Source organism: Mesorhizobium sp. WSM4810, assembly GCF_055811235.1.
This window is the reverse complement of the sequence record NZ_JBVVQV010000005.1, coordinates 137,329-151,690: the sequence shown is the minus strand read 5'-3', so window position 1 is coordinate 151,690 and position 14,362 is coordinate 137,329. Positions and strand designations below refer to the sequence as shown.

General features: G+C 64.1%; 13 protein-coding genes. 1 reads left to right on the top strand and 12 read right to left on the bottom strand.

All coding sequences use genetic code 11. The features are described from left to right. Positions 1-8: 8 nt before the first annotated feature. The 9 genes from recQ to uxaC all read right to left on the bottom strand — a co-directional run bounded on the left by recQ (position 9) and on the right by uxaC (position 9,415). Positions 9-1,853, bottom strand: coding sequence for a DNA helicase RecQ (recQ, locus tag AC0L3O_RS09740; protein WP_473615469.1), 1,845 nt, complete (start codon positions 1,851-1,853; stop codon positions 9-11). Between the two features lie 423 nt (positions 1,854-2,276). Further along, positions 2,277-2,615 (bottom strand): cupin domain-containing protein, encoded by a 339-nt coding sequence (locus AC0L3O_RS09735; protein ID WP_128173604.1) that lies wholly within the window; start codon positions 2,613-2,615, stop codon positions 2,277-2,279. 28 nt (positions 2,616-2,643) lie between these two features. Beyond that, the gene (gene kduD, locus AC0L3O_RS09730; RefSeq protein WP_128173605.1) at positions 2,644-3,411 is read right to left on the bottom strand and encodes a 2-dehydro-3-deoxy-D-gluconate 5-dehydrogenase KduD; all 768 of its coding nucleotides are present in this window, start codon (positions 3,409-3,411) and stop codon (positions 2,644-2,646) included. Next, positions 3,408-4,265, bottom strand: coding sequence for a 5-dehydro-4-deoxy-D-glucuronate isomerase (kduI, locus tag AC0L3O_RS09725; protein ID WP_287224973.1), 858 nt, complete (start codon positions 4,263-4,265; stop codon positions 3,408-3,410). The genes kduD and kduI overlap by 4 nt, the downstream gene beginning before the upstream one ends. Before the next feature lie 27 nt (positions 4,266-4,292). Next, entirely contained in the window at positions 4,293-5,069 is a 777-nt protein-coding gene (locus AC0L3O_RS09720; protein WP_023800077.1) for a FadR/GntR family transcriptional regulator, read from the bottom strand. Between the two features lie 9 nt (positions 5,070-5,078). Further along, positions 5,079-6,359, bottom strand: a complete 1,281-nt coding sequence (locus AC0L3O_RS09715) for a TRAP transporter large permease (RefSeq protein WP_023800078.1) — start codon at positions 6,357-6,359, stop codon at positions 5,079-5,081. 4 nt (positions 6,360-6,363) lie between these two features. Further along, complete coding sequence (locus AC0L3O_RS09710; protein WP_031255309.1) at positions 6,364-6,891, bottom strand: TRAP transporter small permease; 528 nt, start codon at positions 6,889-6,891, stop codon at positions 6,364-6,366. A gap of 100 nt (positions 6,892-6,991) precedes the next feature. Then, positions 6,992-7,969 (bottom strand): TRAP transporter substrate-binding protein, encoded by a 978-nt coding sequence (locus AC0L3O_RS09705; protein ID WP_287050659.1) that lies wholly within the window; start codon positions 7,967-7,969, stop codon positions 6,992-6,994. A gap of 36 nt (positions 7,970-8,005) precedes the next feature. Continuing rightward, positions 8,006-9,415 (bottom strand): glucuronate isomerase, encoded by a 1,410-nt coding sequence (gene uxaC, locus AC0L3O_RS09700; RefSeq protein WP_128168581.1) that lies wholly within the window; start codon positions 9,413-9,415, stop codon positions 8,006-8,008. A gap of 176 nt (positions 9,416-9,591) precedes the next feature. Here uxaC and AC0L3O_RS09695 point away from each other — a divergent pair, with 176 nt between their 5' ends. After that, the gene (locus AC0L3O_RS09695; RefSeq protein WP_473615467.1) at positions 9,592-11,076 is read left to right on the top strand and encodes a mannitol dehydrogenase family protein; all 1,485 of its coding nucleotides are present in this window, start codon (positions 9,592-9,594) and stop codon (positions 11,074-11,076) included. Positions 11,077-11,295: 219 nt separating this feature from the next. Here AC0L3O_RS09695 and AC0L3O_RS09690 read toward each other — a convergent pair whose 3' ends face one another. From AC0L3O_RS09690 to AC0L3O_RS09680, 3 genes are all read right to left on the bottom strand, one after another. Continuing rightward, positions 11,296-11,703 (bottom strand): F0F1 ATP synthase subunit epsilon, encoded by a 408-nt coding sequence (locus tag AC0L3O_RS09690; protein ID WP_027154563.1) that lies wholly within the window; start codon positions 11,701-11,703, stop codon positions 11,296-11,298. Positions 11,704-11,818: 115 nt separating this feature from the next. Then, positions 11,819-13,402 (bottom strand): F0F1 ATP synthase subunit beta, encoded by a 1,584-nt coding sequence (atpD, locus tag AC0L3O_RS09685; RefSeq protein ID WP_027154564.1) that lies wholly within the window; start codon positions 13,400-13,402, stop codon positions 11,819-11,821. 73 nt (positions 13,403-13,475) lie between these two features. Further along, positions 13,476-14,360 (bottom strand): F0F1 ATP synthase subunit gamma, encoded by an 885-nt coding sequence (locus tag AC0L3O_RS09680; protein WP_473615466.1) that lies wholly within the window; start codon positions 14,358-14,360, stop codon positions 13,476-13,478. Between the last annotated feature and the right edge of the window lie 2 nt (positions 14,361-14,362).

The following is a 14,362-nucleotide window of genomic DNA, read 5'->3' as shown; positions in this document are numbered from 1 at the left end:
TGGCTGTCTCAGACCGACACACCGGATTGGTGCGCAGCGATTGCGCCGAGGAAGATCTCGCCGAATTCCCTGAGTTTTGCGGCGCCGACGCCGTTGACTGCGGCGAAGGCATCGAGGTCGCGCGGGCAGCGTTCGGCCATATCGATCAGCGTGCGATCGGAGAAGATGACGAAGGCCGGCACCTGGCGCTCCCGGGCGAGACGCAGCCGAACCGCCTTGAGCGTGGCCAAGAGCGCGGTATCCAGGTCTTCCGTGCCCGCGGCAGCATTCGGGGTGGGACGAGTCTTGCCTCGTGCCGTGCGGTTCCGCACCTCTACGCGATACCGGAACGGGACCTCGCCACGGGCCAGCTCACAGCCCTTTTCGGCGACGGCAAGGCCGGCATGGCCGCCTGAGTCAAAAGTCAGAAACCCTCCCGCGACGAGTTGGCGGATGAGCGACTGCCAGACATCCTTCTTGTGCGCCACACCGGTCCCGAAGCTGGCAAGCCTGTGGTGGTTCCTGGCCAGAACCTTCTCGGTTTCATGGCCGAGCAGAACATCGACGACATGGGCGGCGCCAAAACGCTCGCCGGTCTGCGCGATCGCCGCGAGGACGATCCGCGCCTCCGCTTCGCCATCTTCATGCGGCGTCTGGTCAAGGCAGTTGTCGCAATTGCCGCAAGGCATTGCTGGTTCGCCGAAATAACCAAGCAGGATCTGGCGACGGCACTGGGCCGTTTCGCAATAGCCGATCAGCATATCGAGCCGGCCATGCGCGCGCCTTTTATGCTCCGCCGGCGCGTCCTCGTCGTCGATGAACAGCCGCCGCATGCGGATGTCGCCGAGACCGAAGAGCATATGAGCCTCGGCAGGCCGCCCGTCGCGGCCGGCGCGGCCGATTTCCTGATAATAGGCTTCGAGGCTGCCCGGCAGGTCGGTGTGGAAGACATAGGCGACGTCAGGCTTGTCGATCCCCATGCCGAAGGCGATGGTCGCCACCATCACCACGCCCGACAAGGTCATGAAAGCGTTTTGATTTGCTTCACGCGCCTCCTTGCTCATGCCGGCATGATAGGCCAGGGCGCGCACGCCGTTCTTCTCGAGGAACGCCGCCATCTCTTCCGTCTTCTTGCGCGACAGGCAATAGACGATGCCGCTGCGGCCGGCATGACGCTGCACGAAGCCCAGCAATTGGCGCTTGCTGTCCTGCTTGGCCTCGACGCCAAGCTTGATGTTCGGCCGGTCGAAACCCAGCACCAGGGTTTCGACGCGCCCGGCGAACAGTTGTGCGGCGATATCGGTGCGCGTCGCCTCGTCCGCTGTCGCCGTCAGCGCAATGATCGGCACATCAGGGAAAATGTCGCGCAGCCGCGACAACTCTTCATATTCGCGCCGGAACGACGGCCCCCATTGGGAGATGCAATGCGCCTCGTCGACAGCGATCAGCCGGATGTCGAGCCTGGCCAGCGCCTCGAGCATCCGCGCGGTCATGAGCCGCTCCGGTGCAAGATAGAGCAGGCGCGTCTGGCCCGCCGCGACGCGGCGCCATGCGGCGACATTGGCATCGCGGTCGAGCGAGGAATTGATCGTATCAGCCGCCACGCCGGCAAGACGCAATGCGGCGACCTGGTCCTGCATCAGCGCCACCAGCGGCGAAACGACAATGGTGAGGCCGCCCAGAACCAGCGCCGGGACCTGATAGCAGAGCGATTTGCCGGCGCCGGTCGGCATGACGGCCAACACATGACGCCCGGCCAGCAGCGCCTCAGTCACGGCGTCCTGGCCGGGACGAAAATCGTCGAAGCCGAACACGTCCTTCAGGGCGCGCCGCTTGGGATCCTCCGCCGGGACGCTCGCCGCCGCTGCCTGCATCAGGGAATTTCTATGATCGGCGCTGCCCGAAAAGGCAGTGGGTGAACGGCTCGAGGCAGCGGCGACGTGACCTGCCAAAGCTCCCTGGCGAATCGTCGGGTGACTGCCCGGACAGCCGATTCGAACATTCGAACGCTCCTCAAGTCCTTTCTCCCCCGACACCGTCTGAAAGGTATGCCCCTCATTGGCGGATATGCGAGCGTGATTCCAGCCTCTATTCGCTTTGGCTGTGAATATCGCGCAACGGCTCGGGTCGATTAATCCTATCTTCACCATGATTCGGCAGGTTCAGGTCCTGCGGTGATGTTTTGAGTACCGCGGCGCCACAAGCGCCCAGGCAACACGCCCGCGTCTCTCCGGAGGCGCGGGCTTTTTTGCTTCCGAGACAGGCTGCCGCTGCGTACTGACCTGCGGGGGTTCTCGTCAGACGAGGAAATCGGCGCGGTGCGGTGTAAAACTGTCGACCAGGCGGCCGGCCTCGAGCGCCTTGACGCCGTGGACCAAATTGGCAGGGACAATGAAGCTGCTTCCCGTTTCCATGATCTCGGTCGTGCCGTCGATGGTGACCTCGAAGCGGCCTTCGGCGACATAGCTCGCCTGGACATGCGGGTGCGAATGCAGCGCGCCGACACCGCCCTTGTCGAACCCGAATTCGACCATCATCAATTCGTCGGTGTGCAGCAGCACACGCCTGCGATTGCCATCCGGGGTCGGCGTCCACGCGCCCTCGCCGGCATGCGTAAAGATCTTCGTTCCGGTCATCGCCACATCCTCGTCATGGGCATGCGCCTCATCGCGCCAGCCAGCCGCCGTCCACCGGCACCACCGCGCCATGCATGTAGTTTGACGCCGGCGCCAGCAGGAAGACGGCCGCGTCGCCGATGTCTTCCGGCCCGCCCCAGCGCCCGGCCGGAATGCGCGCCAGAATGGCGGTGCTGCGGTCCGGGTCGGCACGCAGCGCCTCGGTGTTGTTGGTTTCGATGTAGCCGGGCGCAATACTGTTGACGTTGATGCCTTTCGACGCCCATTCGCAGGCGAGCAACCGGGTAATGCCGACCACGCCGTGTTTCGAGGCGGTGTAGGAGGCGACGCGGATGCCGCCCTGGAAGCTCAGCACCGAGGCGATGTTGACGATCTTGCCGCGCCGTTCGGGATCGGCAAGCACGCGCCGGGCAAAGCTCTGGCTGAGAAAAAACACCGTCTTCAGGTTGACGTCCATGACATCGTCCCAATCGGCTTGCCCCAAATCGACGGCGTCGGCGCGCCGGATGATGCCGGCATTGTTGACCAGCCCGTCGAGCGGCCCGGTTTCGTCCCAGACGCGATCGAGCATCGCCTGGGCGGCGGCGTGGTCGGCAAGATCGCAGCGCACCGCCTCGAAGCGGCCGCCCGACGCGCCGATCTTTTCCGCGGTCTCATCCATTGCAGAGCGGCCGACGCCGACCACCGCACCACCGGCGCGCGCGATCGACAGGGCGATGCCTTGGCCAATGCCGGTGTTGGCGCCGGTGACGAGAATGCGCTTGCCGGCCAGGCTGAAAGCCGAGAGGTCGCTCATCGCAGCTCTTCCATCGCTACCGGATCGACATCCGTATAGTCGACATTGTCGCCGGCCATCGCCCAGATGAAGGCGTAGTTGGAGGTGCCGGCGCCCGAATGGATCGACCAACCCGGCGACAGCACCGCTTCCTCGTTGCGCATGACGAGATGGCGCGTCTCGTCCGGCTCGCCCATGAAATGGAACACCCGCGCCGTCTCCGGCAGGTCGAAATAGAGATAAGCCTCCATGCGGCGGTCATGCACATGGCACGGCATGGTGTTCCAGACCGAGCCTGGGGCGAGCTGGGTCATGCCGACGACGAGTTGGCAGGTTTTGACGCCCTCGGCATGGATGAACTGGAAGATCGAGCGCTCGTTGCAGGTCGCCTGACTGCCGAGATCGAGGCGCTTGGCATCGCCGATGCGGATCAGCTGGCTGGGATGGCTCTGATGCGCCGGCGCGCTGAGCAGATAGAACTTGGCCGGCTCGGCTGGATTGACTGAGGCGAATGACACCTCATTGGCGCCCATGCCGAGATACAGCATGTCGCGGGGTTGCAGCTCGTAGGACTGGCCGCCGGCTTTGACGATGCCGGCGCCGCCAATGTTGACGGCGATCATTTCGCGGCGATCGAGAAAGTTCTTTGTTCCGGTCGGCTTGATCGCCTGCAGCGGAAGCGGTGTCCCGGCTGGCATGGCGCCGCCGACGATCATGCGGTCGTAATGCGTGTAGGTCAGGCCGATGCGGCCGAGCTGGAACAGGCCTTCGATCAGGAAATTGTGGCGGAGCTCGTCCGTCCCCATCGCCGCGGCGGTGACAGGGTCGATGGCGAAGCGCGAGGTGAAGTCGGTGTGGTTTTCAGTGTGATTCATTGCTGTCCCATTGGGCTGCCTCATTGGTCATTCGGTTGCCGCGGCCTTGACCGAATCGGCATAAAAAATCTGACGTGCATGCAGGCGCTCGCGATAGCGCTGCTGGCTGGCGCTGAGATGCGCGCGCATCGCTTCGCGCGCGGACTCGGCATCGCCAGATGTAATGGCGTTCAGGATCACCAGATGCTCGTCTTGCAGGCCGCGCTGATAGGCGTCGGATTGGGCGAGTTCTGTCGACCACGGCGATGTCACGTCGCAAGGAATGGCGCGCCGGCCGAGCACGTCGAGCATCTCGACATAGAACGGATTGTTGGTGGCGCTGGCGATTGCCCGGTGGAAGGCGAGGTCGGCCGGACCTGTCGGCTCGCTGTTCAACAGCAGCCGCTCGAACTCGAAGAACGCCTCCTGGATCGCCGCTTCCTGCGCGGCATTGCGACGGATAGCGGCCAGCCCGGCGGATTCGATTTCGATCGCCAGGCGCACCTCCAGCACGTTGAGCGCGATCGAATCCTTGCTGCCGATGTCCGCAGCCAGCGTGCCGAACATCGTCGAGATGTGCTCGGTGACGAAGACCCCGGCACCTTGGCGCGGCTCGACCAGACCGTCGGCGGCAAGCTTGGCCAGCGCTTCGCGGATGACGGTGCGGCTGACCCCGAAGGTTTCGGTCAGCCGACCCTCGGTCGGCAGCTTTTGGCCTGGCTGGATCTCGCCCGCCTGCAACTGCTTGCGGATCGCCGCGACCACGGTCTCCGACAGCTTGGGCTTGCGTTCGACCTTCAGGTTGATTGCCATATCCGATGCCATTGCCAGCCCTTATTTGAAGACGCTCGGCAACCATAGCGAGATGGCCGGAATGTAAGTGACGAGCCCCAGCACCACGATGCCGGCCCCATAGAACGGCCAGATCGAGCGCATCGCTTCCCAGACGGATATCTTGCCCACCGCGCACGCCACGAACTGCACTGCGCCTACCGGCGGCGTGTTCAGCCCGATGCCGAAGTTGAGGATCATGATGACACCGAAATGCACCGGATCGACGCCGTAGGCCTGCGCCACGGGCAGGAAGATCGGCGTGCAAATGATGATCGTCGGCCCCATGTCCATGAAGGTGCCGAGGAACAGCATCAAGAGGTTGAGCAGGAGCAGCACGACCAGCGGATCTTCCGAGATCGCGTTCATCGAGGCTATCAGCGCTGCCGGCACTTTGAGGAAGGCCATCAACCACGAGAACGCCGCTGCCATGCCAATGATGAGCAGCACCATGGCCGTGGTGCGCACGGCGCCATGGGTGGCATGAACGAAACCTTCCCAGGTCATCTGCCGGTAGACTAGGACAGTCACGAGCAATGCATAGATGACGGCGATGCAGGAACTCTCGGTGGCTGTGAAAACGCCCGATCGCACGCCGCCGAAGATGATCGCTATCAGCAGCAGGCCTGGCACCGCGACCGCGAAGAGATGCGCGACGGCGGCGAAGCCAGGAAACGGCTCGGTCGGATAGCCGCGCGAGCGCGCCACGAAGTAGGCGGTGATCATCAGCGCCAGGGCCAACAGCAGGCCCGGGATGATGCCGGCGGTGAACAGGTCGGCGATGGAGATCTTTCCGCCTGCCGAGATCGAGTAGATGATCATGTTGTGCGACGGCGGCAGCAGCAGCGCGATCAGCGCCGCCATCGAGGTGACGTTGACGGCGTAATCCGCTCCATAGCCACGCGCCTTCATCTGCGGGATCATCAAGCCGCCCACCGCCGCGGCCTCCGCCACGGCGGAGCCCGAAATGCCGCCGAACAGTGTAGCGGTCGCGATGTTGACCTGCCCGAGGCCGCCGCGCATGTGGCCGACCAGCGAGCCGGCGAAGGCAACGATCTTGCTGGCGATGCCGCCGCGCACCATCAGGTCGCCGGCGTAGATGAAAAACGGAATGGCCAGCAGCGAAAAGACGCTCATGCCGGAATTCAGGCGCTGGAACACGATGAGCGGCGGCAGGCCCATATAGAGAACGGTGGCAAAGCTTGCAACGCCGAGGCAGAAAGCGATTGGCGTGCCGATGAGCATCAGGACGGTGAAGACGCCAAAAAGTATCCAGAGTTCCATGGCGTCAGACCTTCACGTTGGCTGTGTCGAGTTCGGCTGCGACTTCCGCCGGCGGCAATTCGTCGAGCGCATCGTCGATCGGCGCACCGGAGAGGCGAAGCACGATGCGCTCCAGCGTGAACAGCACGATGAGCACGCCTCCCGCGACAAGCGGGACGTAGTCCCAGCCCCCCGATATGCCGAGCGACGGCAAGGTGGCGCCCCAGGTCAGCGCGACCAGCTGGCTGCCATACCAGATCATGCCGATGCCGAAGGCGAGCGCGACGAGATCCGAGATCATCCTCAGCCAACGCTTTCCGCCTTTCGGCAGCACGTAGAGCAGGACGTCGAAGCCGAGGTGATAGTTCTCGCGCACCCCGACGGCAGCGCCGAGGAAAATGAACCAGCTCATCAGCATCACCGAGCCCTGCTCGGTCCAGCTCGGCGAGCGGTTCAGAACATAGCGGCCGAACACCTGCCAGGCGACGAAAGCGGTCATCAGCACCAGCCCGATGCCGGCGATCCACAGCGCCGCCGTGCTGACGCGCGACATCACGCGCGCGATGCCGGACAGGGACGGTCTCTGTTCTGAGCTGGAGGTCACTGGTTCTCTCCGCAAGTGGGGCGGCGCGTAATGCCCGCGCCGCCGCTGATCACTGCACGGCCCTAATGGCTTCGACCATCGCCTTCAGCTTGTCGTCCTTGACGTGCTTTTCGTAGACCGGTCCCATCGCGTCGATGAAGGGCTGCTTGTCCGGCGTCGTGATCTGCGAACCGGCCGCCTCGACCTTGGCACGCGATTCCTTGACCTTGGCGGCCCACAGCTCACGCTGTTTGGCGACGCTTTCCTTGGCGGCCGCTTTGAAGATCGCCTGGTCTTCCGGCGTCAGCTTGTCCCAGCTCGACTTCGCCATGACAAAGGCTTCCGGCACCATCGTGTGCTCGTCGAGCGAATAGTGCTTGGCGACTTCCGCATGCTTGGCGGTGTCGTAGCTCGGAAAATTGTTCTCCGCGCCGTCGATGACCCCGGTTTCGATCGCCGAATACACCTCGCCATACGGCATCGGCGTCGCGTTGGCGCCGAGTGCGGCCACCATGTCGACGAAGATGTCGGACTGGATGACGCGGAATTTCAAGCCGGCCATATCGGCTACAGTGTTGATCGGCTTCTTCGAATTGTAGAAGGAGCGCGCGCCGCCGTCATAAAAGGCGAGCAGCACCAGCCCGACCTGTTCGAACGCCGCCGCGATCTGGTCGCCGACTGGTCCGTCCATGACCTTGTGCATATGGTCTTCCGAGCGGAAGATGTAGGGCAGCGAGGGCACGGTGGTTTCGGGGATGAGTCCGTTGAACGGCGCCATCGAGACGCGGTTGAGGTCGATCACGCCGGAGCGCACCTGCTCGATCGTGTCCTTTTCCTCGCCGAGTTGCGCGGAATGATAGACATCGACCGAATAGCGGCCGGCCGTGCGCTCCTTCACCAGCTCGCCAAAATATTTGACAGCCTCGACCGTCGGATAGCCGTCCGGGTGCGTGTCGGACGAGCGCAGGACCGTCTGGGCGCTTGCCGTTCCGGCCATCAGTGCGGCGGCCAGTAGCGTAGCTCCCGCCAGTCTAGAAAAATGCAGCATTGGTTCCTCCCGTTTGAACGATGGCGGCAAGCGCCGTTAGAGCCGGTACGCCTTTTTCGCGAGCGTATAGGCAAGTTCCTGCGCCAACTCGTGCGCCTCGTCCTCGCGGAGCCGGTGCTCGGCGACGAGACGCGCAAGAAAGGCGCAATCGACCCGACGCGCCACATCGTGGCGAGCCGGGATGGATGGAAAGGCGCGGGTGTCGTCGTTGAAGCCGACGGTGTTGTAGAAGCCGGCTGTCTCGGTGGTCATCTCGCGGAACCGGCGCATGCCCTCCGGGCTGTCGTGGAACCACCAGGCCGGCCCGAGCTTCAGCGCCGGATAGACGCCGGCGAGCGGCGCCAGTTCGCGCGCATAGCTGGTCTCATCGAGCGTGAAGAGGATGACGGTGACGTCGCGCTCCAGCCCGACGCAATCGAGCAGCGGCTTCAGCGCCGTCACATAGTCGGTTCTGGTCGGGATATCGAAACCCTTGTCCCTGCCGAACTTGTGGAAGACGGCAGGCGAATGATCGCGCCAGGAGCCGGGATGGATCTGCAGGACGAGCCCATCGTCGCGGCTCATCTTGGCCATCTCGGTCACCATCTGGGCGCGAAACAGTTTTCGCTCACGCTCGTCGTCCGAGCCCCGGCGGATGCGGTTGAACAGCTCCTGCGCGGCGGCATCCGACAGATTGGCGGTCTCCGCTGTCGGATGGCCGTGATCCGACGCGGTCGCGCCAAAACTTTTGAAGAAGGCCCTTCTCTGGCGATGCGCATCGAGATAGCCGGCCCAGCTGCCGGTGTCGCAGCCGGTGATGTCGCCGAGCCGATCGAGATTGGCAGAAAAGCCTTCGAAATCGGGATCGACGACGGCGTCCGGCCGATAGGCGGTGACGACGCGGCCCTCCCAGCCGCTGTCGCGGATCATCTGGTGCCATCTGAGATCGTCGAGCGCGCCTTCGGTCGTCGCGATGACCTCAATGTTGAAGCGCTCGAACAGGGCTCGCGGGCGAAAATTCTCCCACTGCAGCAAGGTCGAGATCGTGTCGTAGTGGGCGTCGGCGGTTGCGGCCGTCAGCGGCTCTTCGATGCCGAACAGGTAGGCAAGCACATGGTCGAGCCATAACCGCGTCGGCGTGCCGCGGAACAGATAATAGTGCTCGGCGAAGCGGCGCCAGATCGTCCTGCCGTCGGTCTCCACCGGTGAGCCGTCGAGCGTTGGCACGCCGAGATCCTCGAGCCGGACGCCCTGGCTGAACAGCATGCGGAAGATGTAATGGTCCGGCACAACAAGCAATTGCGCTGGATCGGAAAACGCCTCGTTGAGCGCATACCAGCGCGGATCGGTGTGACCGTGCGGGCTGACGATCGGCAGATCCTTGACAGCGGCGTAGAGATCGCGGGCGAGCGACAGCGGACGCGCCTCCGAGGGAAACAGCAGATCCGGATCGGTCAATGCGGCCACGTCGTTCCTCCCAACCCGGCCATCGGTAGGATCGGAAAGAAATAATGTCAACATACAAAAAATAGATTGTTGTATGATGACTTTAACGCGGCGTCAGCCCATTGTGCGGGAACGAAACGGATGTTACGCCGCATGCTGGCCACGCCCGGCACGAGCTCGATCAGACCCATCGCACGATGACAGACAGACGCCTTTCCAACAGCACGCGGCAGGCATTGCCGGCTTCGGTCGCGGTCCCCGGATACGACCGCAACCGTGTCGTACCCGGCATCGTCCATCTCGGCGTCGGCGCATTCCACCGCGCCCATCAGGCAGCCTATGTCGACGACTGCCTGGAGGCAGGAGAGACGGATTGGGGCATTGTCGGCGTCTCGCTGCGAAGCGCCGACACACGCGACGCGCTGGCGCCGCAGGACGGACTTTACACGCTGGCGGTCAGGAGCAGCGACAGCGAAAGCCTGCGCGTCGTCGGCTCGATCCTGTCGATGCTGGTGGCGCCGGAAGATCCCGGTGCGGTGCTGGCCGCGCTGACTGATCCGCGCACCGCCATCGTCACACTGACGATCACCGAAAAAGCCTATCTCAGGGCGGCGGGTGGCGGACTGGACACAGCCCATCCCGACATCGTCCACGATTTGGCCAACCCGCAAATGCCGCGGACGGCGCATGGTTTTCTGGCCGAATCGCTTGCGCGCCGCCGCGTCGCCGGTATCCAGCCATTCACCGTGCTGTGCTGCGACAATCTCCCTGCCAATGGCGCCACGCTGCGCCGGATGCTGGTCGAATTCGGCGCTTTGCGCGGTACCGATCTCGCCCGCCACATCGCTGACGAGGTGGCATTTCCGTCGAGCATGGTCGATCGCATCGTGCCGGCGACCACCGATGCCGACCGGGCACGGATATCGGGCCAGCTCGGCGTCGTCGACGCCTGGCCTGTCATGACCGAGCCGTTCTGCCAATGGGTGGTCGAAGACGATTTCCCGGCGGGCAGGCCGGCCTGGGAAAGGTTCGGCGTCACCATGGTCGGTGACGTCGGGCCGTTCGAGGACATGAAACTGCGCCTGCTCAACGGCTCGCATTCGGCGATCGCCTATCTTGGCCTGCTCAGCGGCTATGAGACGGTCGACCGCGCCTTCGCCGATCCGGCGATCCGGCAATTCGTCGACGGATTGTGGGCCGAGGCGATCACGACACTGCCGAAAGACGCCGGGCTCGACACGACCGACTACACGGCCCAGCTCGCCAAGCGTTATTCGAACACCGCGCTCGCCCATCGGACGGCGCAGATCGCCAATGATGGCAGCCAGAAACTGCCTCAGCGCATCATTGCCTCGGCAATGGAGCGGATGAGTAACGGTGCCCCGCCCGCCTATCTGATGCTGGTGGTGGCCGCCTGGATCGCGGCTTGCGAGGCGCGCGGCAAAGCCTTGCCGGAAAACCACTTCACCGACCCGCTCGACTTGGCTTTGGCCGCACTCGACACTCGGCATCTGTCGGCTGGCGAAGCGGTGGTGGCGGTGTTCGACCTGGCCGGCTTCGCCAAGGGCGGTGCCGAGCGCCTGACGCTGATCGACCTCGCGGCCGCCCATCTCGAACGCCTGCGCCAGGGCGGCGTGGCTGCTGCTTTCACAGCGCTGGGCATTGAGGGCGAAAAGCTCTGAGGCCGGCCTGCAACGCGCCATGCGCGCGGTAGATCGCGAACGGGCTGAGGCACTTACCTTCTCCCCTTGTGGGAGAAGGTGGCCTCGCGAAGCGAGGTCGGATGAGGGGTGCTCCAGCTTGGCGCCGACAGCACTCCGTCCAACACCCCTCTTCCGTCTTGGCGCTGCGCGCCAATCCACCTTCTCCCACAAGGGGAGAAGGCAAGAGGGCGCCCCGCCCTATGCCGGCAAAATCGCGCCTTCGAGTGTGGTGAGCTGGCTAAGGAACTGCTCGGCCTTGCTGCGCGTCTCGTCGTCCTTGGCGTCGGCGACGTCTTCCCTGGCTTCCTGGATACGGCGGGCGAGGTCGGCGCGGTCGATGTCGCCGACGGCTACAGCCGATTCGGCCAGCAGCGTGCAGCCGGCCGGAACAATGTCGGCAAAGCCGCCGAACACGACGTAGCGCTCTGCCTTGCCTTCTGCGGTCTTCACCGTGACGACGCCGGGCTTGATCGTGGTCATGACCGGCGCGTGATGGGCCATGACGGTCATTTCGCCTTCGGCGCCGGGAATGACGACGGATTCGACCTGCTCGGAAACCAGCAGGCGCTCCGGCGAGACCAGTTCGAATTTGAAAGCTTCAGGCATGATCAACTCAGCGAATGGTGAATGGTGAATGGTGAATGGTCCGAAAGACCTTCACTCAGCCTCGATTTCCTGTCCGCTGCTCCCCATTCACAATTCACTATTGACCATTCACCAATCACGCCGCTTCGGCCGCCAGGCGCTGTGCCTTCTCGACCGCTTCTTCGATGCCGCCGACCATGTAGAAGGCGGCTTCCGGCAGGTGGTCGTAGTCGCCGTTGCAGAGGCCCTTGAAGCCCTTGATGGTGTCGGCGAGATCGACCAGCTTGCCCGGCGCGCCGGTGAACACTTCGGCGACGAAGAAGGGCTGCGACAGGAAGCGCTCGATCTTGCGGGCGCGGGCCACCGTCTGCTTGTCCTCTTCCGACAGCTCGTCCATGCCCAGGATGGCGATGATGTCCTGCAGCGACTTGTAGCGCTGCAGGATCGACTGCACCTGGCGGGCGACCTGGTAGTGCTCTTCGCCGACGACCATCGGGTCGAGCATGCGCGAGGTCGAATCGAGCGGATCGACGGCCGGATAGATGCCCTTTTCCGAGATCGCGCGGTTGAGCACGGTCGTCGCGTCAAGGTGGGCGAACGAGGTCGCCGGCGCCGGGTCGGTTAGATCGTCGGCCGGCACGTAGATAGCCTGCACCGAGGTGATCGAGCCCTTGGTCGTCGTCGTGATGCGCTCCTGCAGCGCGCCCATGTCGGTGGCCAGCGTCGGCTGATAGCCCACGGCCGAGGGGATACGGCCGAGCAGCGCCGACACTTCGGAGCCCGCCTGCGTGAAGCGGAAGATGTTGTCGACGAAGAACAGCACGTCCTGGCCCTGGTCGCGGAAATATTCGGCAACAGTCAGCCCGGTCAGGCCGACGCGGGCGCGTGCGCCCGGCGGCTCGTTCATCTGGCCATAGACCAGCGCCGCCTTGGATCCTTCGCCGCCGCCCTTCTTGTTGACGCCGGACTCGATGAACTCGTGATAGAGATCGTTGCCTTCGCGGGTGCGCTCACCGACGCCGGCGAACACCGAGAAGCCGCCATGCGCCTTGGCGACGTTGTTGATCAATTCCTGGATCAGCACCGTCTTGCCGACGCCGGCGCCGCCGAACAGGCCGATCTTGCCGCCGCGGGCATAGGGTGCCAGCAGGTCGAGAACCTTGATGCCGGTGACCAGGATTTGTGCTTCCGTCGACTGCTCGACATAGGTCGGCGCCGGCTGGTGGATGGAGCGCATCTCGATGCCGTCGACCGGGCCTGCCTCGTCGACCGGCTCGCCGATGACGTTGATGATGCGGCCGAGCATGCCCGGACCGACCGGCACGGTGATCGGCGCGCCGGTGTCATAGACGTCCTGGCCGCGAACCAGACCTTCGGTCGAGTCCATGGCGATGCAGCGCACCGTGTTCTCGCCGAGATGCTGCGCCACCTCGAGCACGAGGCGATTGCCGACATTGGACGTTTCCAGGGCGTTCAGGATCGCCGGCAGATGTTCGCCGAACTGCACGTCGACAACGGCGCCGATGACCTGGCGAACCTTGCCAGCCAGGCCGGTCTTGTTGATGGCAACGGTCGGCGCCTTCGCCGCGGCAGCCTTGGCGGGCGCTGCCGCCTTCTTGGCCGGAGCCGCCTTCGCTGCGGCTGCCGGAGCCTTTGCCGGTGCTGCCGCCGTCGCGGCGGTCTTCGGGGCCGCCTTCTGGGGGGTCGCTGCTTTCGCCATCGTCTTTACCCTTTTCGTCTCTTTGTTTCTCACGCGATCCGCCTGAAGGTCGCCGACCTTCATGGGAGCGCGCCTAGAGCGCCTCGGCGCCCGAAATGATTTCGATCAATTCCTTGGTGATCTGCGCCTGCCGCTGGCGGTTGTAGGTGATCGACAATTTGTTGATCATGTCGCCTGCGTTGCGCGTCGCATTGTCCATGGCGCTCATCTTGGCGCCCATCTCGCCGGCGGCGTTTTCGAGCAGGGCGCGAAAAACCTGTACGGAAATGTTGCGCGGAATGAGATCGGAGAGGATTTCGCCCGGCTCCGGCTCGTATTCATAGACGGCACTGCCGCCGTCCGTCGCTTCGGCGGTAGCGGTAGCCACGCCTGCCGGGATGATCTGCTGGGTTGTCGGGATCTGGCTGATCACCGATTTGAACTGCGAGTAAAACAGCGTGCAGATGTCGAAGCCGCCCTCGTTGAAGAGCTGGATGACCTTCTTGGCAATGCCATCGGCATTGACGAAGCCCAGCGTCTTCACCTCGCGTAAGTCGACGCGCTCGAGGATCAGCGCCGCATAGTCGCGACGCAGGATGTCGAACCCCTTCTTGCCGACGCAGATGATCTTGACCTGTTTCCCGTCGGCCAAAAGCTTGCGGATGTGGTCGCGGGCAAGGCGTGCAATCTGCGAATTGAAGCCGCCGCACAGACCACGCTCGGCGGTGCAGACGACGAGCAGATGCACGTCGTCCTTGCCGGTGCCGGTCATCAGCGCCGGGGCCTCGCCGCCGCCGCCGATCGCCTGGGTGATGTTGGCCAGCACCGCGCCCATGCGCTCCGAATAGGGGCGCGCTGCTTCCGCCGCCTCCTGCGCGCGGCGCAGCTTCGCCGCGGCGACCATCTGCATCGCCTTGGTGATCTTCTGCGTCGCCTTGACCGAGGCGATACGGTTACGAAGGTCTTTTAGTGAAGGCATGC